Here is a 23,030-nt window from a genome sequence, read left to right on the forward strand (position 1 = left end):
GGCCGAGGCGGTGGAGCCCGGCTCGCCGGCCGTGGCTGCCGCCGCCGGCTTCGCCGCCGCCCCCTGCCGCGCCAACGCGGCGTCGAGCGTGCGCGCCGCGCGCCAGCGCAACCACCACTGCTGCAACAGCGGCAGCGCGAGCGCCGCCACGCCGAGCGCGGCGATCAGCAGGCTGAGGGCGATCAAGCTGTCACGATTCATCACGCCGCCCCTATACCGAACGCGCCAGCCGATACAGCAGCAGCGCGCCGACGATCTCCAGCCCGAACGCCGCCATCAGCAGCAGGCGGCCCGACGGATCGTTCCACATCATCAGCAGGTAGCCGGCGTTGAAGACGAACATCAAGCCGGCCACGACCACCGGCAGCAAACCCAGGATCCACGCCGACATCCGCGTTTCCGCCGACAGCGCCGACAGCTCGCGCTGCGCCTGCTCGCGGTCGCGCATATACGCGGCGGTACGCTCCATCACGATGTCGGCCCGGCCGCCGTAGCGCGTGGCGAGCCTGAGCACCGAAGCGAGCAGGATCAGTTCGTCGAAGCGATAGCTGCGCGCGACCTGCATCACCGCCTGGTCCAGCTCCTTGCCGGCGCGCTGCAGATGGACGGCCTGCACCAGGCATTGGCGCAGCGGCAGTTCGGTATTGCCGATCGCATGCTGGAACGCCGCCGGCACCGCGCTGCCGATCGTCATCAGCCGCACCACGCCGTCGAGAAATCCAGGCAGCTGCTCGCACAGGCGTTGATGAAAACGCGTGGTCCGGCGCCACAACAGGCCGGCGCAGATCGCCAGGCAGACCACCGCCATCGCGGCAGCGGCCACCAGGCCGCCGCCGATCAGGGCCGCGGCGCACAGCAGCAACGGCGGCCCGCCCCACAGCAGATAGGTGCGGCGCGTCGGCTCGAGGTCCGCCCGCCGAAGCAGATCGGCCCAGCGCCGCTTCAGGTCGCGTGCGCCGGTGACGGGCGGCAACTCGGCTGCAGATGCATAGCGCGAGCGCACCTGCTCGGTCTGCGCCTGCACGAAGGCCCGCGCCGCCTCGCGCTCGGCGCGTGTGCCGGCCTGCGCCAGCAGCAACAGGCCGGCGCCGAGCAGCAGCAAGGCGATCGCGGCGATGGCCAGTCCGACGCTAGACATCGAAGCGGCCCAACGGATCTTCCATGCCGAAACTGGCCTGGCGCAGGCGCGCCAGCTTGGGCGAATGCGGCAGGATGCCGAGCGACTGCCAGCGGTCGACCTCGACGCCGTCCGGCCCGATATACGGATCGTGGCGATACAGCTCCTGCGTGGTGACGATGTTGTCGCCCATGCCGGTCACTTCGGTGATCGACAGGATGCGGCGCTTGCCGTTCGACAGCCGGCCGATCTGCACGATGAAGTCGATTGCATTGGCAATCTGCCGGCGCAGGCTGACCTCGCTGCCCTGAAAGCCGGCAAAACCGGCCAGCATCTCGAGCCGGTACAGGCATTCGCGCGGGCTGCTCGCGTGGATCGTCCCCATCGAGCCGTCGTGACCGGTGCTCATCGCCTGCAGCATCTCCAGCACTTCGCCGCCGCGCACTTCGCCGACGATGATCCGGTCCGGCCGCATGCGCAGGCTGTTGCGCAGCAGGTCGCGGATCGACACCACGCCGGTTCCTTCGAATCCGCCGGGCCGGCTTTCGAGGCGGACCACGTGCGGGTGATTCAGCGCGAGCTCGGCGGTGTCCTCGATCGTGATCACGCGCTCGCTGTCCGGCACGAAGATCGCCAGCGCGTTCAGCAGCGAGGTCTTGCCCGAGCTGGTGCCGCCGCTGACCAGGATATTGCAGCGCGCCTTGACCGCGGCCTCCAGCAGGTCGGCGATCTCCTGGTTCATGGTGCCGAGCCCCAGCAGCGCGTCGGGCGTCAGCGGATCCTTGCGGAACTTGCGGATCGACACCACCGGACCTTGCAGCGCCAACGGCGGAATCACGACGTTGATGCGGCCGCCGTCGGGCAGCCGGGCATCGACCATCGGGTTCGATTCATCGAGCCGCCGGCCGATCGGCGCCAGGATCCGGCGCACGATGCGCAGCAGATGGCCGGCATCGGCAAAGCGTACCGGGATGCGTTCGAGCATGCCGTGGCGCGACACATACACGTCGAGATGGCCGTTGACCAGGATGTCCTCGACGGCGGGATCGTTCAGCAAGTCCTCGATGGGACCAAAGCCGGCCAGTTCCTTGGTCAGCGCCTCGGCGATCTGATGCAGCTCGGCCTCGTTGATCGGAATCCGGCGCAGCCGGGTGAAGCTCTCCAGCTCGAGATCGACAAAGCGCTGGATGGCCGTGCGCGACCAGCGGCCGAACTCCGCGCCCAGTTCTTCGATGCGCGTCAGCAGATGCTCGTGCGCCGCTTCCTTGATCGTGTGGAATTCCTGCGAGGTCGGAAACGGCGCGGCGGCGTTGTCCGAGAATTCGATGGGTTGCGTCATCTCGTCATCTCAATGGTCTGCCTTGTTCTTGCCTGCTGCATGGCTCGTGCGCAGCCGCTGCACGGCCTGCGCGATCGGTTCCAGCCACCCGGGACCCGACGCGCGCGCTTCGCAGCGATAGCCGACGCGCTCGAGCATCGGCGCCAGCGCGCGCACATAGGGCGCGGTGGGCTGCCGGTCGGCCAGCACCGCGCCGCTGTTCATCGCCGCCAGCATCGTCTCGCGGCAATCGGGCAGCGTGCCGGCCAGCGGCAGCTCCAGCCGCTGCGCGATCTGCTCGGCTTCGAGACCGAGACGCGCCTGATAGCGCGACACCACCAGCCGCATCGACTCGCGGCCGGCCTCGCGGCGGCCCAGCTCTTCCAGCAGCTCGGCCGCCGACACGATTGCCGCGACGCTCTGCTCGGCCACGACCAGCACCTCGTCGGCGACCTTGACCAGCTGCGCCATGAAATCGAGATTGCTGAATCCGCCCAGGTCGATCACTTGCAGATCGAAGTGGCTGCGCAGCGTGCCGAGCAGCGCCAGTGCTTCCGAGAACGAGATGTCGCGCAGCTCCGCCAGCGTCTGCGGCAACGGCAGCACCGCCACGCCGCCGGCATGCCGGGTCAGCGCGGTCTGCACGAAGACCTGATCGAAGCGGCGCAGATTGCGCACGGCCTCGACGAAGTGGAAGCCCGGCGCGACGTTGGTGTACAGCGCGCCATCGCGCGCAGGCAGGCCGAGGTCCAGCAGCAGCACCTCGCCGTTCTGCCGCCGCCGCGCCGCCACCGCCAGATTGGTGGCCAGCGTGGTCGCGCCGACGCCGGGGCGCGCGCCGAGCACCGCCAGCACCTTGCCGCGGCGCGCCGGCTGCAAGACCTCCCGCGTGGCCAGCAGCCGCTGCACCGTCGCGATCGCGTTGGCGGCGGGCGAACGCATGTCGACGAAGTCCTTCACGCCGGCACGCAGCGCCGCCAGCATCAGCTCGGGCTCCTGCGCCTCGCCCAGGGCGACCAGCGGCAGGTTCGGAAACAGCCGGGCCAGCTGCTGGCCGAGCCGGGTCGATGCCTGCGCATGTTCCGCGCTGAAATGCAGGAACACGATGCCAGGATTGGCGGTGCCGATCCGCTCGACGATGCCGTCGCGCGCAGGGTCGGCGCCATCGACCGCATGCACCTGGCCGAGCGGCGCCAGCGCGCGCTCGAGCCAGCGCCGCGGCGCCTCGCCGGTGGTGTTCAACAGGAAGGTCGCATTGCTGGCCACGGGGGCCGCATCGATGGGGGGCAGCGTCATGTCCATGCCTTCCTCTACCTCGAAAAGCCCGGCAAGGCCGGATCGACCAGATCGCCGCCGAGGAACTTGCCCCAGACCGGTGGATTGGCGGAGGTGCGGCCGTCGGCCCCGACCCGCGCCGCCGCGCTCGACCCCTTGGCCAGCGGACGCACCAGATGCGGCGTGACGATGATCACCAGCTCGCGGTCTTCCTGGTGGAAATTCAGGTTCTTGAAGAAGGCGCCGATCAGCGGCAGGTCGCCGAGCACCGGCACCTTGTCGACATTGCTGACCGTATTGCGGCTGACCAGGCCGCCGATCACGAAGCTCTCGCCATCGCCCAGTTCCACCGTCGTGTCGGCCCGGCGCGTGACGATGGCCGGGATCGTCGCGCCGTTCATCACGATGCCGCGCGAGGGATCCAGATCGCTGGCCTCGGGCGCGACCTTCAGCGCGATGCGCTCCGGCGACAGCACGGTCGGCGTGACGGTCAGGCCGATACCGAACTGCTTGTAGTGGATGGTCGTGGTGCCCAGCGCCTGGGGCACCGGGATCGGGATCTCGCCGCCGGCGAGGAAGCTGGCGCTCTGACCGGACAGCGCCACGAGGCTCGGCTCGGCCAGGATGCGGGCCATGCCATTGCCTTCGAGCAGGCTCAGGTTGGCGAAGATGCCATGGCTCATCGAGGCCGCGACCAGGTTGAACGCGCTGCTGATCGGCGCGGTCGATTCCGTGGCGAGGCCCCCGCCGGTATTGCTGCCGCCGGGCCGCGGCGTGAACGTGGCCCGGGTCAGCGTGGACGGCGAGAAGCTGCCGAACGCGAAACCCGAGCGGTTGCGATAGAAGTTGAAGCCGGCCTGCTTCAGCACGTTCTTGCTGATCTCGACCACACGCACATCGACCTGCACGGTGCCAGTGACGGGCACGGTGGAGCGGTCGATCACCGGACCGTTGCCCACCGTCGCGCGCGCCGCCTGTTGCGCGCCCGCGGCGGCCGCGGCATCGGCGGACTGGCCGCGGATGATCGCGCCCTGCCCCGCCACGTCGATCTGCGCGCTCTGGCCATCGGAGGCCATCGCGTCGACCTGCACCGTGTACCGGATCGGGGCCTCGCCGGACGGCCACACCATCAGATCGGTATTGCCGGGCTTGCGCGCGACCAGCAGCACGGCGGTGCTGGCGCCGCGCGATTTGAGCAGCAACGCATCGGCGACCTCTGGGTTGCCGATCGCGATGCGTTCGAGCTGCCGGCCGATGCGGATCTCGCGCTGCGCGCCGACGGCAAGCGTGACGCGCTGCGATGGCCGTTGCGCCGACGGCTCGGCCTGATCGCGGATCGGGTCGCGGATCGGATCGCGGGCGGGCGCAGGCTGCGCGCCCAGCGGCGCGGTGCCGAGCAGGCTCGCCGTCAACAACATTGCGGTCAGCGCGCGCAGCCGACGCGGCCGGTGGAATGACGTCATGGATAAAGCCAAGGCAGGAAGGGCTGGAAAGCGGGATCGGGGCGCCATCGGCAGCGGGAGAGTCATCGTCGTGTCCCTATTCGATGGCGCGCTTGCCGGCGCGGATCACTTCGACGCCGGCCGGCGACGGCGCGGCAGCGGGCCTGGCCTGCGCGATCTGCGACGGCTCCGTTCGCACGGCGGGCGCGCGCGGCTTGTTCGAAGCGCCGGCCAGGCCGGCCAGCGCGACGCCTGCCGCGGCACGGTCGGCCGGCTCCAGTGCATCCGCGCTGGCCAGTCCGCCGCCGCGTGTAGCGACAGCGGGTGCAGGCTCGGCGAACAGCGTCTCGCTCGGCATGCCGTCGTCGTGCGGATTGCGCAGTGCCAGCACCAGACGGCCCGCCTGCTGCGCCATCGTCAGCTTGCTGACCTGCGCCAGCGGCACCGTCAGCACCGCGGTCTTGGCGCCTTCGCGCCGGTTCATCATCTGTTCCGGCGCGCCTTCGCGCGAGTCGTTGACCGCATTGACGCCATAGGCCAGCACGCGCAGCCGGGACAGCAGCAAGCGGGCCTGGCTGCCATCGATCTCCTGGTTGTCGCGCCGCAGGACCAGGAACACATCGACCAGATCGCCGGGCTGCACCCGATGCCCGACCCCGATGACCTCGTCGACGGCAATGGCCACAGCCCGCTCGCCTTCGGGCACTTGCGAGGCCAACCCTCCGGCGAGCTGGCTCTCCAGCACCGGCACATTGGCGCCGAGCGCCACCAGCGGAATCTGCCCGACCACCGCATCCAGCGACCGGTAGCCTCCGGCCGGATCGATCGGCAGCATCTCGACCTTCAATGCATCGGCGCTCAGCGGCTTGCCGGCCTCGACGGCCTTGGTGGTGATCACGACGGGATGCAGCGCGGTGGGCGACGATGATGGATGCGCGGCCGGACTGGCGGGGCCGCGCCCCACCTGCCAGGCGAGCAGCGCTAGCAAGGCTGCCAGGGCCAGCAGCACGATGGCAACGATTCGGATTTGTTTGCTGGTCATGAGAGATGCCCGCGCATGGCCGGAACGACAACCACTGCGTACCAGGGATGGAAAAGGGACTTGGACATGAGGGAACTCAGATATCCGGGGCCAACTGGGCGACCGCACTGCCCACCAGCATTTCGGGGACCGGTACGAACGGTACGCGCGGCAGGATATTGGCGGCAGGCAGGCGCAGCGTCACGCTGACGCAAATGGCGTCGGCCGGCGCGCTGCAGGGTGCGGCGGTTGCGAGCTTGTCGGCGGAAGCCAGATTCGATTTGATGCTCGACGGCAGCGCGGCAAGCGCCGTGTCGGCGGCCGCTGCCACGCGCAAGTCCTTGGAGGCAGCAATACTGCCGTCGACTGCTCCGCTGGGATAGCGCACTGCCGCACGCGCCCCTTCGGCCGCGGCCAGCGTCAATACCTGTTCGAGAGCCAGGATCAGCCCGTAATAGACGATGGCCAGCACCAATGCGAGCAGCACTGGCAGGACGACGGCGAATTCCAGCGCAGCGATGCCTTGTGCGCGGTGTCGCGGTCCAATCGATCCCCTTCTCCCCAATTTCATGCTTCGATCCGGTTCATTTCTTGTTGGCGCCAACCGGTGGCGCATTTCGCCCTTCAGGAACTGCCTTGCCCAACCGATAGCCATAGCAGCACCCCGACGGCAAGGTACGCAGCATAAGGAATGCCACGGGTCTGATCGGCTGCATCCGACGCCGGTATGGTCGACATGCCAAAGCGGCGCTGCCACTGGTCAACTGCAATCGAGAGCCAACCGCCGACTGCCGAATGACGAAGCGCAAGAACGCCACAGGCATGAACGAACGCGAGCAATGTGCCGATCAGCCAGACCGGCAGCAGACCAGACGGCCCGATGAACAAACCCACTACCGCGAAGAACTTCACGTCGCCGGCCCCCATGCGGCCGAGCAAGTAAGCCGGCAGCATGACGGCAAAGCCAAGCGCGAATCCGAGCGCGCGCGTTCCCAACGGCAACGACGAGCCGTAGCCGAGAGACAGCACGAGACCAGCCGCAATCAGCGCAAACGCCAATGCGAGGTTCGGTACTTTGCGGTAGTGAAGGTCAGTCCAAAGGGTCGTCACGCAGAGCAGCGTGACAAGAAGCGCCATGTAACCAGCGCGGCGTCCTTAAGTTGGCGCCTTGACGTTATTCGTGACCCAAGTAGCCAGGTTGGTAAAGGCACTGCTGAGATTGGTGCCGAGAGACCGCGCGCCGGCGGCAACGGCCAATGCGATAAGACCTGCGATCAAGCCATATTCAATGGCCGTCGCCCCCCGTTCGTCCCGAATGAAACGCAGAAATGCGTGCTTCATGATGACCGCTCCTTCTTGTATTGCTCGTTATCCCTAAACTCCGGATGCGTGCGACCGCGCGTGTCCCCTACTCTTTGGAGGGTTGACCCGAGCAAGCACCCGTGTTCTTTTTATAAAGGATTTTTTAATTTTCAGCTACATCCGGATGCAATGTTCACGAATTTTTTCGATTGCACGGATTGACAAGCTGCGCTCAGCGGTTGACCAAACCACCGAGTGAAATAGATCGATCCTTTCCTCCGATTCCCCCCGAAGATAAAAAAAGATGCGCAGCCGCGGGGATCGTCCGGCTGCGCACCATCAAGCTGCCTGGCATGGCCCCCGGACTGGTGCCATGGCAGCAGTCAGCGTCGCGTTAGCGCCCAAGCGCTCCCAGCGAGCCGACCAGGCCGGTCACAGGTGCCAATAGCCCGCCGACCGGTGCCAACACACCACCGGTCTTGCCGCTGCCGGCACCCTTGTCAGAACCACCACCACTGCCCGCCTGCCCACCCGTTTGGGTGAGAGGCAGACCGCCAAGCAGGCCACCGAGCGGATTGCCGCTGCCGCCTGCCGAATTGCCTTCGCCATGGACCAGCCCGCCTGCCGCGGCGACCGTCCTGCCCACTTCCGTCACGACGCCACCAACCGGACCGACTACCGGCGCCTTGGTGGCGCTCAGATGCGTGCCGGTGTGCGCGACCACGCCGCCGACCTTGGTCAGCAGGTTGTCGACCGGCGCACCGAGGCGCGTGGTCGCACCCAGCGCCTGCGTGGTGTCCGTCAGCTTGCTGGTCAGCGGCACGATTACCTTGCTGGTCTGGCCCGTCAGCTGCGCGACCGGGCCCGTCGACAGCTTGTCGCCCAGCTTCTCGCCCAGCTGCTGCACGCCGCCGGCCACGTGATTGACCACTGCGCCCACCGGCGTGGTCACCGGCGACAGCACCTTCAGTTGATCCTTGCCCAGCGAGGTCACCAGATCGCCCGTGCTCGACAAGGTATGGCCGGTCTGCGTGACGACATTGCCGGTGCTGGCCACGGTCACGCCGACCGGGTTGTCCACCGCGCCCATCTTGCCCAGGCCATCGCGCACGCCGGCACCCAGTGCGGCCACCGTGTTGCCGGCATCGATCACCACCTGGCCGGTGGCGTTGCGCGTCGCTTCGGTGACGATCGGCAGATTGGCGCCCTGCACCTGCTTGCCGATTTCCGTAATGGCATTGCCGGTCGCCGTCACCGTATTGCCAGCGCCTTCGGCCACCTGTCCTGTCGGCGTGGTCGGCTTCGACGTAGTCGGCGGGGGCGTACCGCCACCACCGTCATCGCCGCCGCCACCGTTGCTCGGCGGGGGCGTCGTAGCGGGCGGCCGCGTGCCGCTGCCCGAACCGCTCGACGAGCAGCCCGCCATCATCCCCAGTACGCATGCGCACGCCAGCGCCATCATCGCCGGCGCGCGTCGCGTCGAATTCGTCCGCTTCATTGTGTTTCTCCTTGTGGATCGGACCGGCGCGGAACTCTGACCTGTCCCGTGGTGCCGGCGGTCCCCGTGCAGCGGGGACTCGGCCCCTTCGTCCGCAAGGCCCATGCCATCGGCGGAAACGATGGCGATCGCACCGCTTGCGCAACCATGCGTATCGTCCGCAAAGCCTTGCGCCACGCGGATTTGCGGACGATGCCCCGGCACGGGAACGAGGCGGTGCGAGCTCGCGTTGCGCGGCTTTGCGACGTTACGTGCTACGTAACGTGTTACGGCGCCCATCGCCACACGCCGGCGTTCGCGAATACCGCGCCGGCCGCATCGCACGCGATCTCCGGCGCCCCTCCGATGTTCCGTTCGCGCCGTAGCGCGTTACGTAACGCGTAACGCCGCCACACGCTGCGCGCATGGCATTGAAGGGCCTTCCCGCAGTGCATCCCGTTCCCCGCAAACCGTTGCCACACAAGGCTTTGCGGCGAGCGACAGCGCTTTGCCATGCGCGTGGCGCACAACCCCTGCATCAGTGGCACACCGCTTGCGCTTGTGACGTCAGCACGATGGCGCAATGCGTCCAGTGCCTTTCAACTCGGGAACGTCCAAACACGAGAACACTTGTTGACCAGGGGATCAATGATGAAAAAGACCAAGACAACCTTGACCGCCACGGCGCTGCTCAGCGCATTGCTGCTGCTTGGCGGTTGCGCGAGCGGCAGCGGCTCGACCTCGATGGGTACGGGCGGCAAGGGAGGCGGCACGGTCGGTGACACCAATGGCGGCACCGGCAGCCCGAACGGAGGTGGAACCGGTGGTGGAAGCGGTGGTGGTGGTACTGACGGTGGCGGCAGCGGCGGTGGTGGCACCGACGGCGGCGGTACCGGTGGCGGCGGTAGCGGTGGTGATGGCGGCGGCGGCGGTGGTACCGGCGGTGGCGGCGATGGTGGCGGCGGTGGTGGTGGCGGCGGTGGTGGTGGCGGCGGCGGCGATGGCGGCGGCGGTGGCGGCACGCCGGTACGCAGCCCGACCGGCGAGGTCATCAACAAGACCGGAGACCTGGTCAGCAAGACCGGCGACCTCATCGGCGGCATCGGCGAGCAGCTTCAAAGCGGCGTCAACCTGCCGGTGGTCTCGAACCAGACGCAAAGCGGTGTCGGCGGCGCGATCGTGTCGGTCGGCAACGCGGTCGACTCGCTGGGCACCGGACTGAAGGACGGCCTGGGCAATATTCCGAACAGCGTCAACCCGATCGGCACCACCGTGGCCAGCACCGGCAACGTGGTAACCCATGTCGGTACCGCGGTCAGCCAGGTCGGCAGCGCGGTCAGCGGCCTGGGCACCGGTCCGCTGTCGCCGCTCGGCGCGGTGACCTCGCCGGTCGGCGCGCTGGTCGACAAGGTCGGCACTGGCGTGCAGACGCTCGGCGGCACGGTCGGCACGGTGCTGTCGACGGGCCCCGTCGAACAACTGACCAGCGGTGTCAGCCGCGCGATCGTGCCGCTGACCACGCAACTGACCAGCACCACGCAATCGCTGGGCGCGGCCACCGGCCTCGGCCAGCCCGTGAACAACCTGCTGACCGTCGTCGGCGGCACCGTGGCGCAACTGGGCGGCAAGCTGCAGCAGACCAATACGCCGGTCGTCAGCGGCGTCGGCGGCGTGGTCACCGGTGCAGGCAACACCGTTGCCGCGCTGGGCGGCGCGGTGCATGCGCCGGGCACGACCCCGAGCGGCCCGCTGGCGCCGGTCGGCAACCTGGTCAGCGGCATCACCGGCGGACTGGCCGGTGGCGGCAACGGCGGCACGGGTCCGCTGGCGCCGGTGACCAACCTGGTCGGCGGCCTGACCGGCGGTTTGACGGGCGGCAACAACGGTGGCAGCGGCCCCCTGGCACCGGTCACCAATCTGGTCGGCGGCGTGGTCGGGGGCCTGACTGGCGGCAACAACGGCGGCACCGGCAGCGGTCCGCTCGCTCCCGTCACCAACCTCGTCGGCGGCCTGACCGGCGGTCTCACCGGCGGCAGCAACGGCGGTACCGGCAGCGGTCCGCTGGCTCCCGTCACCAACCTCGTCGGCGGCGTGGTCGGGGGTCTCACCGGCGGCAGCAACGGCGGTACCGGCAGCGGTCCGCTGGCTCCGGTGACCAATCTGGTCAGCGGCGTGGTCGGCGGTGTCACCGGCGGCGGCACGGCGCCGGCTCCGGCCCCCGCTCCTGCTCCCGCTCCGGGCGGCACCGGCGGCGCGACCACCGGCCCGGTGACCGGCGCGGTCGGCGGCATCGTCGGCGGTGTGCTCGGCACCGTCGGTGGGCTGCTGGGGGGCCGTCGCTGATGCCCACCTGATGCGCGTATGACCTGCCGCAGATCGGCCGCCTCGGCCGATCTCGGCGGACCACACGCATCGCCTCACTTCAGTCCTGCAGTACAGCCGGTCTCCACTTCGACAAGCGCGCAGGCAGCGGCAGCCTGCGCGCCGGTGGCGATCGGCTTCCACAGCCGCGTTAGTTTTATTGTGAAAGGGGATTGACCATGTCGCGCACGCACACTCGCGTCGCCATGCTGCTGCTCGGCCTCGGGGCCTGGCAAGGCGGCATGCATTCAGTTCTGGCCGCCGATCCGCGCAGCCCGGTCCAGGGGGACCCGACTCAAACGCTGCCGAAAATCGCGCCGCCCAAGCCCACCGGGGAAGTCAAGGTACAGGTCGAACGTCCCGACCCGGCGATGCAGAACCTGCTGTCGGCCAGGCTGACGCCGGCGCGCTTCCAGATCGAGGGCGTCAAGACGTTGCCCTTCGACCAGATCGCCGACAAGTTCAAGCCGCTCGCCGGCAAGGAAATCACGGTCGCCGAACTGCTGCAGGCCGCCAATGCGGTCACCGAGATGTACCAGCAGCAGGGCTATCCGCTGTCGTTCGCTTTCGTTCCCGCGCAGTCCTTCGAAAACGGCAATGTGCTGATCACCGTCGTCGAAGGCTATGTCGCACGCGTGACCATCCGCGGCAATGCCGGGCCGCTGGAGAATCGGCTGCGCGCCATCGCGGAACGGCTGAAGGAAGAACGGCCGCTGACGCGCGCCAGCTTCGATCGCTATTCGAGCGTGCTGGGGCTGCAGCCGGGCGTGCAGGTCGGCGCGACGGTGCAGCCGCCGACCACCACCGATGGCGCGAGCGAAATGGTGCTCGAGGTCAAGCGCAAGCCGATCGCGTTCGGCACCGGCGTCGACTACATGTCGCCCGGCGTGCGGGCGATTGCAACGGCAACCGCCAGCGGCCTGACGCCGCTCGGCGAGCAGCTGACGGTATCGGCGCTGTTTCCGAAGGGACGCGACGACGAGGAATACTACGCGCTCGGCTATGCGCAACCGATCGGCACCGAAGGGCTGGTCGCACGCGTCAACGCCTCGCACTATCGCGGCGTGCCGCAGAACGCCACCCTGGAGCAGATCGGCTTCAACCGGCGCTACGTCAATGACAACAAGCGGCTCGGCGCGAGCCTGAGCTATCCGCTGCTGTTGAGCGCGCGGCATTCGCTGACGCTGAGCGGCGGCCTCTACGGGACCGACCAGTTCGAGCGCTATACGCAGGCCGGCACCGACCGATCCGTGGCGATCGGCACCAATGTGCGGGTCGTCAATGCGGAGCTGGCCTATGTCCAGCGCAAGGAAGGCGTGTCGCGCAGCGCCACGCTGGGCCTGTACAAGGGCGTCGATGCGCTGGGCGCGCGCCGCGAGAACAACGCCAACGATCTGAGCTTCCTGCGCACGCGGCTGCTGCTGTCGCAGGCGACCGATCTGCCCTTCGGCTTCGGCATGGCGGTGTCCGCCGCCGGCCAGTACAGCGGCGACCGCCTGGCGTCGAGCGAGCAGATCAGCTTCGGCGGACGCTTCTTCGGGCTCGGCTATCCCGCCGGCGAAGTGGCGGGCGACAAGGGCTGGGGCGCGTCGGCCGAGATCAGCCGGCTGTTCGGCATGGACATGACCTATCTGAAGACGCTGCAGCCGTATGTGATGGCGGACGTCGCCCGGGTCTACTCGAACAGCTATTCGCTGACGCACCGCTCGCTGTCGTCGGTGGCGCTGGGCGTGCGCTTCTCGGATCGGCGCTACTACACGCTGGACCTGTCGCTGGCGCAGCCGGTCGGCGACAAGCCGATCAATGCGGATCGCCGCTCGCCGCGGATCAACGCGAGCTGGTCGTATCAGTTCGATTGAAGACGGGCATGCTCGTCGTCCCCGCATTCGCGGGGGCGACGGCGTGGCCTACTCGGTGTCGCGCCGCGGCGGGCGTTCCTCGCGCCGGTCGGTCTGGTCTGCGCGATCGGCCGGTGTGTCCGGGGCAATGCCCTCGGCCGCATCCTCGATGCGCTCGCCGATCTGCTCCTCGGGCAACAAGGCCTCGGTCCGGTTGTCGTGCGGATAGTCCTGTTCCTGTTCGGGCAGGCCTTCGAGGTTCATATCCGAATCGATCGGCTCGATGTCCGTATCGGGATCGAGCGAGCTGGGAATCGCGCGCGCTTCCTCCCTGACTTCCTGTTCGCGCTGCGCTTCGGCGCTGGACGTCGTATTGTCGGTAGCGCCATCGTCGCGCGCGCGAAGCTTGTCGCGGACATCGTCCTGATCGCCGCGCTGGTCGCGGGTACTTCGGCCGGTATTTCGGTCGGTATTTTGGTCGGTCTTCCGGTTCATCGTCCTCTCCCCATCAGGTAGCGTGCTTGCCCGGCGTCGTGGTGCCGCCGTATGGATCGGTGCCCTTGGGCACTTCGCCCGCGCCGACTTCCATGCCGCCGACATAGCTGCTGGCCGAGCTGCCGGTGGCGCTGCCGGATGTGCTGATTCCGCTCACGCGCTGGCCTTCCGGCGCGGAGCCTGCCGAACCTTGTCCGACCTGCCCGCCTTCACGCTGCACGCGAATCCGGTTGTGGACCTCGCGCACGCCGAAGATGTCGTCGGCGATGTCTTCCACGCAGTATTTCTGGCGGCGGTCCCGCACGGCACCGGTCAGCGTGACCACACCCCCGCTGACCTGGACCTCGACGTCCTGCACCTCGAGCCGGTCGTCATGTGCCAGCCGTTCGCACAGATCCTCGCGAATCCGTTCGTCGCTGCGCTGGTAGCCCTTGGGCGAAACGCGGCGGCCAGGACCGCTGCCGCTGCCCGAACCCTGGCCCCAGTTCACGCGCTGCGGCGCCCCGCTGAAGCGCTCGTAGGCCTCGTCGCGGCCGTGCGATCGCCATTGGCCGCCGGCGCTCCAGTCGTCGCCCGGCCAGCCCGAGGGGCGGCCGCCGCGGCCCGGGCGTTCGCTTTCGGGAAAGCGTCCGCCTTCGTCCATCCAGCGGGCGCCGGCCTGGCGCCGGCCGGCATCGCCGCTGCCACGCGCGTCCGGCCAGGACGGCGCATCGAGCCGGTCCGAATCCGAGATGCCATAGGCCTGGGCGAGATTGGCACGCGTCCGCGGATCGTCCGGCTCGTAGCGATCGCGCCAAGGCGTACGCGATTGGTCGGGCCACGGACCGCCGGGCTGTCCGCGCGACAGCCGCTCGTCCGTCAGATCGCCGCCGGGCCGTCCACGCCCTTCGCCCTGTTCGCTCGGTCTGGACAGCCCGCGGTTGCCGCGCATCACCTCGCCGGTCGACGGGTAGGTGCCGTACGGGTTGTCGCCGACCGGCTCCTCGTAGCTGCGGCCGTAGCGGCCCTCGCCGAAGTGGCCAGCGCCATAGCCATGCTCGGCATGACGGGGTTCTGCGAACGGATCGTCACGGCCGCCGCCGTAGCGCGGCATGCCGGGCTGCCCGACGCCTCGTCCGCGCCGGATCTCTTCCTCGGCGTACTCCGCATAACGGCCGCCCGTGCGCGAGCCGCGCTGATCGAGCCGGTCTTCGGCGCTATACGGCTGGCGGTAGTCCCATACGCGGCGGCTGGTGCTGCGTTCGTTCATCTCTGCCTCCGTTGGTAAGAGTTGCAAATGCGGTGGCGTGGGCCCAGCGGGAATCACGCGTCCGATCCACCACGTTTCGCTGGTGATCGCTTTGGCGACGCAATTTCCATTCCGTCATCGAGGGCTGTGTGCGCTAGGCGACTTTCGCGCCGTGTGACGGCGGATAGCCTGTGGCAACGCGGGATAGACTGACCGCTCGCCCGCGCTTGGCGCCTCTCCCGTCCCCGGTGGAGAGGCGCCCTTTCTCGTTCGCATTTTTTCGATGGAGCCGGCGCTGGCCGTATTGGCCATCATGGGCCATCACGGGCCCATCACGTGCCCGTTACAAGGCCATCACGCAATTAGCGTTCCCACACGGACATGGCGCGGCGCGCCGCGATCGGCGAAGCGCGCGATCGGCGAATCCGGCCATCGGCGGATCGAGGGTCAGCGAAAGAGAAGGAGGAAAAGCGGGAACGATGCCACGCCGCCGCCGAAATCGGCGGCGGCGCGAGGCGACCGGAGAGATCGCCGAAGGACGGCTACAGCGTGCGCCGGCGCGCGACGACGAACAGGCTCAGCGCGGCTTCGGCCGACCTCGGATCGATGCCGGACAGCCGCTGCGCCAGACGGATCTTCAGCGGCGGGCGGCCCATCGCGCCGTCCAGCACTTCCTTGCCGACATAGTGGCTGTGCGGATAGATCGCGATATCGAAGCCCAGCGGCCGCAGCGTCGTGTGCACCAGCTCCCGCGTCAGCCCATCGCCGGGCCGGTGGTGCAATTCCGTGGCAAGCGCCCAGATCTGTTCGTCGTCGGCCGCGGTATGGCCACCGCGCCGAAGCCAGCGATAGATCGGCAAACGCAGCCGCCACAGCAGCAAGGCGATGCCGCGGAAATCCCATGCCGAGCGCTTCGGGTCGTGATCGAGAATCAGCAAGCCGCCGGGCCGGACCAGGCGCGAGGCCTCCACCAGCGCACGCCGCATATCGTCCAGATGATGCAGCGACCCATTGATGGCGACGACGTCGGCGATGCCCGAGCGCAACGGCATGTCGTGCGCGTCGGCGCGCAACGGCAGGTAGCCGACACCGGCCGCTCTCTCCAGGCTGCCCGGTGCGATATCGACGCCAATCGCAATCTTCGGGTTGCCCCCCAATGCGGCCAGCAGATTGCCGGGACCGCAGCCGACATCGACCAGCACCTTGTCGTCGAGCGAGCCGACGACCGATAGCCACCGCTCTCGCAATTCCGGGTAGCGATGCACGCTGACCAGCCAGTCGTCCATCCACTTGGGATGGCTGAAGTAGTGCGCGTTGGCGCGCATGCCGGTGGTGAACGCATCGATGCGTGCCTCGGGGAAGGCCCCGCCGCGTACCACGGCACCCGGCTTCAGGAAGGGCTGCAATCGCTCCAGATAGCTGTCCTCTGGGCCGGCCTGCGCGGGCATGGCGACAGTGGAGTCGGATCGTTCGTGATCGCGGCGCAAGATCGGTGAATCGAGTGGCTCGGCACGCGTAGGAACGCAGGGGTCGGAGAGCAGGGCGTCGTTCATGTTGGATCCCGGGGTAGAAGCGCCGGCGCGGCCGTGACCACGGCCGGCACCAGACGAAAGACGCGAAGGGCCGGCCGGCCGCACGCCGTCGCCGGCGCGATGCCGTTCCTTTCCAATGCGCTGCGTATTGGCGGGCCGGACCCGGCCGGTGCGTGCCGGTCGGTGTGCCTGGCCTCCTGGGTATGACATCGACGTGGCCGGCCGCCCATCATGCTCAGGCGAGCCAGCCCCAGACCCCGTGGACTGGCGCTGCCTCGCGTCCGCCCTCCCCCACGGCTCGAACGCGATTGCCTTGGCATGCCGGTGTACCGCCACGGTGGGTTGCCACGGCCGCGACATGCACAGACCGCCCGCATGTCAGCGTTGACAAACCCACGAAGGCAATCTAGTTAGCGTTTGCTGCGCTCGCAAATAAAAAATTGTTTGCCTATGTGCGCGAGCCAACGTTTCCCTCCATGCGGCCAATTGCGCTCGCACAAAAAAACGCGGCGCCCGCATCGGGCGCCGCGCTCAGGCAAGGAATCGGAAGGTAGATCGGAGCGCCTGACGCCGGCGGCAACGCTAGCGTGCCTGCGCCGGCGACGCCGGATAGCCGTAGCTCTCGGCCGCCGACGCGCTGCGACGGTCGCTGCGATTGGACCGGTTTGCCTCGCCGCGCTTGCTGGTGCCGGTACCCTTGGTCGCGTCGTGCTGGCGGGACCCGCCATGCGCGCCATGGTCCGACGCAGAGCCGCCGCCGGGCGCCTGGACCGGGCGAGTCGGCATGACGTCAGACGCGCCCGTGCCGGGCGCCTTCTCGCTACCCGGAGGGGTTCCGGTGGCGGGCGTGGCGGTCGGCTGCGACATCACGGCGCCTGACATCAGCGCCAGCATGGCAAAGGTGGCAAAACGTTTCATCTCTGTCTCCTGCGTGGTGGTGGGGGCGGCGGGCGCCGGCGGCGCATCGCGGTTCGCGCTGCCTAGCGTTTTGCCGACTTGGCCGGGGACTTTCCCACCTCGTTGGCCATCTTGTTTGCCATCTCGAGATGATGCTGCAGCGTCGGCAACGTCTTGCCGGCGAAGGCCTTGACGTCCGGATCGCGGGACTTCGTCGAGGCCTCGCGGAACAGGGACACGGCCTTGTTGTGCGCCTTGACGCCGACCTCCTTCGCATACTCGCGATCGAAGGTCGCGCCCTCGAGCGCCCCCAGCGCCTCCAGCCGCTTCTTGTCCGCCGATGGCAGCTCGGTCGGCAATTCGACGCCCTTGCTGGACGCCAACGACTTCAGTTCGCTGTCCGCGGCCTTGTGGTCCTTCAGCATCTGCGAGGCAAAGGACTTCACCGTATCGCTCGATGCCTTGCTTTCGGCCAGCGTGCTGGCCTCGATTTCCAGCATGCCGCTCTCGGCCGCCTTCTTCATAAAGTTCGTGTCCGTCTTGCCGACCTCGGCGAACGCCAGGTTCATCGAAGCCGCGGCGGCGACCAGCAGCGCGGGACGAATCCATTGGATCGTGTTCAAGATGGCCTCCATCAGCCGGATCAGTGACAACGGCCGCGGCGCAACTTCCGTGCCGAGGCCGGCGCGGCAAGCGCGGTGTATGGCGCGCGGCATGCCAGTCGCTCGATTGCCTGGATGCCTCGGGTATCGCCCCGGAATTTCTACATCGGCTCGTAAGGATTGCAGTAGCGCGCTCGCAGCCGTCGTCCAATTCCTACAGGCGATTCAGGCATCGCCTTCCTGAGCGGGCATAACGCGGCACGTATCGTTAGGTAACGGGCATCGTGTGCCACCAGCCGGTGTCTGTCCGGACGGGCCCGCCCGTTCTCACGTTCAATGGATGGAGCCAACGATGAAGCGAATCGTCACCACTACCGCGCTTGCGCTGTGCGCGGCGCTGAGCCTGCCTGCGGTCGCCCAGCAGGCGCCCCCCAGCAACAACGCGCCGAATCCGAGCGCGCCGCCGACCGAAGGCAACCCGCCCGCCAGCCGCAGCACGACGCCGTCGGCGACCGGCGGCAGCATGAGCGGCAGCGACTCCACGATGCAAAGTGGGTCGACCAGCTCGACCGGTTCGACCATGACCGGCAGCGAGACCCGCGACAAGAAGAAGAGCGGCACCACGCATCGCAGCAAGAAGCCGCGCCAGCAGGGCATGCCCGACGCGGTAACGCCGGACTCGCCGTCCGCGCCGAAGGGCGACTCCCCCAGCCCGGCGACGAAGCAGTAAGCCCGGCGCTGACCGGGCGCACGCTGGCCCGGCAAGCCGGCACGCAACCGCATTGCGTGCCGGCTTTTTTTCGTCCCGGGCCCACGCCAGCTTACGGCTCCAGCTTGACCTTCATCCAGCCCGGCTGGCGCAGGTCGAACGCCTCGTAGGCCTGCAGCGCGCCGGTCAGCGGCTCGGTCTGCGTCAACACCTCCGCGGGATCGATCACGCCGGCACGTACCAGGTCGACCAGCTCCGGCAGGATCGCGCGGTGATTGCAGTTACCCATCTTCAGCGTCAGGTTCTTGTTCATCGCCTTGCCGATCGGAAAGGTCTCGTGCGCCTCGGGATAGACCCCGATGATCGACAGCGTGCCGGCCTTGGCGAGCGCCTCGACCGACCACTTCAGCACCTCCGACGGACCGTCGCCGGGCTGCCATAACGACGGCTGCGCGGTGGAACCGTCTCCATCGGCATGCCGGCGCTGCGCGTCGATGCCGACCGCATCGATGGCGCGGTCGGCGCCGATGCCGCCGGTCAGCCGCAGGATCGCCTGCACCGGGTCCTCGCGATTGAAGTCGATGGCCTCCGCGCCCTGCGCCTGGGCCGCCTCGAGCCGCGACGGAATATGGTCGACGGCGAGAATGCGCGATGCGCCGAGCAGATGCGCCGATACGATCGCGAACTGCCCGACCGGTCCGCAGCCGAACACGACGACCGTGTCGCCGCGCCGGATCTCGGCCAGTTGCGCGCCGAAATAACCGGTGGGAAAGATGTCCGACATCAGGATGGCCTGGTCATCGCTGATTTCGTCGGGGAGCTTGATCGCGCCGATATTGGCAAAGGGAATCCGCGCATATTCGGCCTGCAGGCCGTGGAAGGGGCCGGTGGTCTGCGGTCCGCCGAAGAAGGCCGTACCCGCGCGCATGCCGTTGGGGTTCGCGTTGTCGCACTGCGCGTGATAGCCGCTGCGGCAGTAGCTGCAGTAGCCGCAGGCGATCGTCGAGGGGATCACGACCCGATCGCCGGGCCGCAGGTTGTTGACGTCCTGTCCGACCTCGGTGACCACGCCGACGCCCTCATGGCCAAGGATGGTGCCCGGCCGCATGCCGGGCATGGTGCCGCGAATCATATGCAGGTCGGTGCCGCATATGGCGCTCGCGGTCAATTCGATCAATGCGTCGGTCGGCGCCTGCAGCACCGGATCGGACACATCGTCCAGGCGTATATCGCCGACTCCGTGAAATACGACAGCTTTCATCGCGCAACTCCGCAAATTGGGTTGACGCGGTCCGACCCACCGGACCGCAACGTCACGGCAGGACGCAAATTGCATTCCGGGGAAGCGGGACGATGGAGGGCTAAAGGCCTGCGCTAGCAGCGAGGTTGCAAGCGAGGTTGCGGGCGAGGTTGCAAAACGGGGGCGCGAGCTGGGGGGCTAGCGGAATGGCCCCGCGCGATGGTCGCGCTTACGCGGCACCGAACAGCGCGTCGCGGCAATGGGTCATCGCATCGCGGATCATGAAATTGACCAGGGTCGGAGATACGCCGAGGATGGCTGCGATTTCCTTCTGCGTCATCCCGCGAATCCGATACATCTCAAAGGCTTTCTGGGTACGCTCGGGAAGTTCGGCCAGCGCGCCAGCGACCGTGCCAAGCGCTTCGCGGCCCAGCGTGATCGACTCCGGCGACAACGCATCGCTGGCCACCAGCAGTCCGTCTTCCTCGCAGGCCGCGTGCCGTTGCTCGAGCGCCGCGCGCCGATGCCGGTCGATGGCGAGATTGCGCACGGTCTGGAACAGGTAGCCGACCGGTTGGCGGACCACGATGGCGTTCTGCTGGTCCATCAGCTTCAGGAAGGTGTCCTGTACCACGTCCTCGGCCCCCGCACGACAGCCGAGGATGCGTGCCGCGGCGTCGATCAGGGCTCGGCGATAGCTGAGGAAGGTGCCGAACAGTTCCTGACTCATTTGGCGCGGCTGGTGCGCCTCGACAGGCGTCCGGACCTCGTTGATCGGTTGCTCGGTCATTTCGTGCCCCCTCCCAGAAGAAACCGACGGACATGCTAACGCAAATGCGACTCATTCGCAATTATAGCGACATGCCCGTGCGATTCGAAGAGGCAATGTGTAAAGGTTGGTGGCCGAATACGACCGACGTATGACAGAAGGTCAACCGTCGCGCGTGGGGCGCTGTCCCGCCGTGGGCGGCATGCGGGCCTCGAGGGCGGCCTGGACCGAAGGGGTCACCGCACCGGTCGCCTGCCACACGGCGCAGGCCTGGCGGAACGACTCGATATGATCGGGCGACTGGTCGAGCCATTCGAGCAGGCGTTGTTCGGCGCTGGCGTCGAGCATGCCGTCCCGCATCAGCATCACCCAATCGAGCGCTTGTTGCCAGGCGATGTCGTTGCCCGGCGATCGGTTCTGGACCACGTACAGCTCCCCTTGATGCGTTCTTGTGCGCCGATGTCATGCACCGGCGTCGTGTGACGCGATTGTAGCGGAGTCGCTGCCTGGGCACCGGCGCAACGGGCCGGTTTCATGCCGCGCGCTGCCGCTCGGTGGCAATCGCCATGCCTGCCGGCTCTGCGGCCGGTTGGTATTCGCGCTGATATTCGCGCTGATCTTCGCTGCCCTGTTCACGTATGCGTCCCTGCTCGAGCCGCACGATGCGATCCCCGGCATCGAAGTAGCGATCGTCGTGCGAGATCACCAGCACCGCCTTGCCCTGCGCGCGCAGCGCCGGCACGATCTCGCGATAGAACACCGCCTTGAAGGCCGGGTCCTGATCGGCGGCCCATTCGTCGAGCACGATCACAGGCCGGTCTTCGAGGCAGGCGGCGACCAGCGCCAGGCGCTTGCGCTGGCCCTGCGACAGCGCGCGCGTCGAAAACGCGCCGTCGCGTACGGTGACCTTGTGCTGCAATTGCAGGCGTGCCAGCAGTTCGTTGGCGCGTGCATCGAGCGCCGTGCAGCCGGCCGCGTTTTTACCGTCGCCACCCTCGCCAGCCGCGGCGCCCAACAGGCTGTCGAACAGATGAAAGTCGGAGAAGACCGCGGTGCACTGCTGGCGATGGCGCTCATGGTCCGCGGCATCGGCGATCGGCTCGCCGTTGAGCAGCACGCTGCCGCGCTCTGGCGCATACAGGCCGACCAGCAGCTTGGCCAGCGTGGTCTTGCCGCTGCCATTGCCGCCGACCAGGAACACCACCTCGCCGGCGCGCAGCGACAGATCGATCGGTCCCAGCGTAAAGGCGCCATCCTCGCCGTCGCGGAAATAGCGATGCGTGACACCGCGCAATTCGAGCTCGACGAACGGCTGGCGCTCGCCGGCGGCATCGGGCAGGCTCGGCTCCACCGCCAATGGGCCGGTGGTATCGGCGATGCGTTGATAGGCGATGCGCGCCAGATTGAGCTGCGGCAGGCTGTTCAGCAGACCTTCCAGCGGCGCCATCATGTACAGGAACACCAGCGTATAGCCGCTCGCGACGGCGGCATCCGCGCCGAGCGGCCGCTGCACGACAAACAGGATGATGCCGATCACCGCGAAAAACAGCGTGCTGCCGATCGTCAAGGACAGATACAGCAGGGACAGCCCCTGCGTGCGATTGGTCCTGACCGCATCGATCGCTTCGGCCAGCGGCCCGCTGGCGAACGCCTCGCGGCGCTGGCGATGCAGCTTCAGCTCCTTGGCGCCCGCGAAAATCGCGCCGAAGCGTTCGATCAGCACGTCGTGCCATTTGCCGGCGTCGCGCAGATAGCGCTGCGAACGCTTGCGACTGAGCCGGTAGCAGATCGACCCGGTCAGCACGGCGACCAGCGCGAACAGGAAGACCTGCCACGACAGATAGGCCAGGTAGGCCAGGCAGCCCAGGACGATGGTGCCGTTCATCACCACGAACGGCAGCGCGACCAGCAGCGTGGCGACCTGATTGGTGTCCTCGCCCAGCAGTGCGAGCCCGCGCCCGGGGCCGACCCGTTCGAGTTCGGCATAGGGCGAGGCCAGCAGCCGGCCGGCGATATGTCCGCGCAGGCTCGCCAGCACCGTCTGGTTCAGCCGCACGAACAGTATCAGCGCGGCGGTGCGGCACAGCAGCACGGCCGCGGCGAGCGCCGCGAAGCGCAGCCCCAACGCGGCCAACTGGTCGGCCGGCGTCGACAACGCACGATTGATGGTGGCGATCAGCCCCACCGAGGCCGCGCCACCGGCCAGGCTTGCCACAATGGCGAACGCCAGCAGATGGCCCGAGGCCCGGAACAACACATTGCGCAGCGAGGGGAAGGCGGACACGGTCGGCGGCTCCACGAGGAAGAGGTCTTCTTCCTGTGACGAACGACGGTGCCCGCGAATTAGGCGGAAGAGGACGCCGCCCCGGCTGGCGGCGTCCGAAGGGCCGGGATTATCGGAGCCCTT

General features: G+C 68.0%; 21 protein-coding genes and 1 pseudogene. 3 read left to right on the plus strand and 19 right to left on the minus strand.

What is annotated here, in order from left to right; genetic code table 11:
* The 10 genes and pseudogenes from F7Q96_RS12920 to F7Q96_RS12965 form a co-directional block, all read right to left on the minus strand.
* Window positions 1-201: pseudogene (locus tag F7Q96_RS12920) on the minus strand (type II secretion system F family protein); the annotation flags it as partial.
* Between the two features lie 10 nt (window positions 202-211).
* On the minus strand, window positions 212-1,138 hold the full coding sequence (locus F7Q96_RS12925; protein ID WP_053823563.1) for a type II secretion system F family protein: 927 nt from the start codon (window positions 1,136-1,138) through the stop codon (window positions 212-214).
* The gene (locus F7Q96_RS12930) at window positions 1,131-2,456 is read right to left on the minus strand and encodes a CpaF family protein (RefSeq protein ID WP_053823562.1); all 1,326 of its coding nucleotides are present in this window, start codon (window positions 2,454-2,456) and stop codon (window positions 1,131-1,133) included. The genes F7Q96_RS12925 and F7Q96_RS12930 overlap by 8 nt, the downstream gene beginning before the upstream one ends.
* A 9-nt stretch (window positions 2,457-2,465) precedes the next feature.
* Entirely contained in the window at window positions 2,466-3,731 is a 1,266-nt protein-coding gene (locus tag F7Q96_RS12935) for an AAA family ATPase (protein ID WP_053824558.1), read from the minus strand.
* 14 nt (window positions 3,732-3,745) lie between these two features.
* The gene (locus F7Q96_RS12940) at window positions 3,746-5,173 is read right to left on the minus strand and encodes a type II and III secretion system protein family protein (protein ID WP_151022792.1); all 1,428 of its coding nucleotides are present in this window, start codon (window positions 5,171-5,173) and stop codon (window positions 3,746-3,748) included.
* Between the two features lie 76 nt (window positions 5,174-5,249).
* Window positions 5,250-6,194 carry a Flp pilus assembly protein CpaB gene (gene cpaB / locus F7Q96_RS12945; RefSeq protein ID WP_053823561.1) on the minus strand — a complete coding sequence of 315 codons (945 nt, stop codon included), beginning with the start codon at window positions 6,192-6,194 and terminating at the stop codon, window positions 5,250-5,252.
* A gap of 76 nt (window positions 6,195-6,270) precedes the next feature.
* A complete protein-coding gene (locus F7Q96_RS12950) occupies window positions 6,271-6,744 on the minus strand; it encodes a TadE/TadG family type IV pilus assembly protein (RefSeq protein ID WP_053823560.1) in 474 nt (157 codons plus the stop codon).
* A 53-nt stretch (window positions 6,745-6,797) separates the two neighbouring features.
* Entirely contained in the window at window positions 6,798-7,310 is a 513-nt protein-coding gene (locus F7Q96_RS12955; protein ID WP_082371691.1) for an A24 family peptidase, read from the minus strand.
* Window positions 7,311-7,328: 18 nt separating this feature from the next.
* Window positions 7,329-7,514 (minus strand): Flp family type IVb pilin, encoded by a 186-nt coding sequence (locus tag F7Q96_RS12960; protein ID WP_082371690.1) that lies wholly within the window; start codon window positions 7,512-7,514, stop codon window positions 7,329-7,331.
* Between the two features lie 355 nt (window positions 7,515-7,869).
* The gene (locus F7Q96_RS12965) at window positions 7,870-8,973 is read right to left on the minus strand and encodes a collagen-like triple helix repeat-containing protein (RefSeq protein WP_151022794.1); all 1,104 of its coding nucleotides are present in this window, start codon (window positions 8,971-8,973) and stop codon (window positions 7,870-7,872) included.
* A gap of 627 nt (window positions 8,974-9,600) precedes the next feature.
* Here F7Q96_RS12965 and F7Q96_RS12970 point away from each other — a divergent pair.
* Together F7Q96_RS12970 and F7Q96_RS12975 are read left to right on the plus strand one after the other, a co-directional pair.
* On the plus strand, window positions 9,601-11,295 hold the full coding sequence (locus F7Q96_RS12970; RefSeq protein ID WP_390891164.1) for a collagen-like triple helix repeat-containing protein: 1,695 nt from the start codon (window positions 9,601-9,603) through the stop codon (window positions 11,293-11,295).
* 197 nt (window positions 11,296-11,492) lie between these two features.
* Window positions 11,493-13,172, plus strand: coding sequence for a ShlB/FhaC/HecB family hemolysin secretion/activation protein (locus tag F7Q96_RS12975; protein ID WP_053823558.1), 1,680 nt, complete (start codon window positions 11,493-11,495; stop codon window positions 13,170-13,172).
* Window positions 13,173-13,220: 48 nt separating this feature from the next.
* Here the strand turns inward: F7Q96_RS12975 and F7Q96_RS12980 are convergent, their stop codons facing one another.
* The 5 genes from F7Q96_RS12980 to F7Q96_RS13000 form a co-directional block, all read right to left on the minus strand.
* Entirely contained in the window at window positions 13,221-13,646 is a 426-nt protein-coding gene (locus tag F7Q96_RS12980) for a hypothetical protein (protein WP_053823557.1), read from the minus strand.
* A 13-nt stretch (window positions 13,647-13,659) separates the two neighbouring features.
* Window positions 13,660-14,895: a BON domain-containing protein gene (locus F7Q96_RS12985; protein ID WP_053823556.1), complete on the minus strand. Its 1,236-nt coding sequence runs from the start codon at window positions 14,893-14,895 to the stop codon at window positions 13,660-13,662.
* 521 nt (window positions 14,896-15,416) lie between these two features.
* The gene (locus F7Q96_RS12990; RefSeq protein WP_249041675.1) at window positions 15,417-16,427 is read right to left on the minus strand and encodes a class I SAM-dependent methyltransferase; all 1,011 of its coding nucleotides are present in this window, start codon (window positions 16,425-16,427) and stop codon (window positions 15,417-15,419) included.
* Window positions 16,428-16,988: 561 nt separating this feature from the next.
* Window positions 16,989-17,324, minus strand: a complete 336-nt coding sequence (locus F7Q96_RS12995; RefSeq protein ID WP_144425927.1) for a hypothetical protein — start codon at window positions 17,322-17,324, stop codon at window positions 16,989-16,991.
* A gap of 62 nt (window positions 17,325-17,386) precedes the next feature.
* A complete protein-coding gene (locus tag F7Q96_RS13000) occupies window positions 17,387-17,926 on the minus strand; it encodes a DUF4142 domain-containing protein (RefSeq protein WP_249041676.1) in 540 nt (179 codons plus the stop codon).
* 331 nt (window positions 17,927-18,257) lie between these two features.
* Between F7Q96_RS13000 and F7Q96_RS13005 the strand changes: the two genes are divergently transcribed.
* Complete coding sequence (locus F7Q96_RS13005) at window positions 18,258-18,635, plus strand: hypothetical protein (protein ID WP_006575923.1); 378 nt, start codon at window positions 18,258-18,260, stop codon at window positions 18,633-18,635.
* Window positions 18,636-18,726: 91 nt separating this feature from the next.
* Here the strand turns inward: F7Q96_RS13005 and F7Q96_RS13010 are convergent, their stop codons facing one another.
* The 4 genes from F7Q96_RS13010 to F7Q96_RS13025 all read right to left on the minus strand — a co-directional run bounded on the left by F7Q96_RS13010 (window position 18,727) and on the right by F7Q96_RS13025 (window position 22,907).
* Window positions 18,727-19,875 carry a zinc-dependent alcohol dehydrogenase gene (locus tag F7Q96_RS13010; protein ID WP_053823552.1) on the minus strand — a complete coding sequence of 383 codons (1,149 nt, stop codon included), beginning with the start codon at window positions 19,873-19,875 and terminating at the stop codon, window positions 18,727-18,729.
* 208 nt (window positions 19,876-20,083) lie between these two features.
* Window positions 20,084-20,644, minus strand: coding sequence for an RNA polymerase factor sigma-70 (locus tag F7Q96_RS13015; protein ID WP_053823551.1), 561 nt, complete (start codon window positions 20,642-20,644; stop codon window positions 20,084-20,086).
* 141 nt (window positions 20,645-20,785) lie between these two features.
* A complete protein-coding gene (locus tag F7Q96_RS13020) occupies window positions 20,786-21,049 on the minus strand; it encodes a FecR/PupR family sigma factor regulator (protein WP_151022798.1) in 264 nt (87 codons plus the stop codon).
* A gap of 106 nt (window positions 21,050-21,155) precedes the next feature.
* Window positions 21,156-22,907, minus strand: coding sequence for a cyclic peptide export ABC transporter (locus F7Q96_RS13025; RefSeq protein ID WP_082371851.1), 1,752 nt, complete (start codon window positions 22,905-22,907; stop codon window positions 21,156-21,158).
* Between the last annotated feature and the right edge of the window lie 123 nt (window positions 22,908-23,030).

This window comes from Cupriavidus gilardii, assembly GCF_008801915.1.
GTDB lineage: Bacteria > Pseudomonadota > Gammaproteobacteria > Burkholderiales > Burkholderiaceae > Cupriavidus > Cupriavidus gilardii.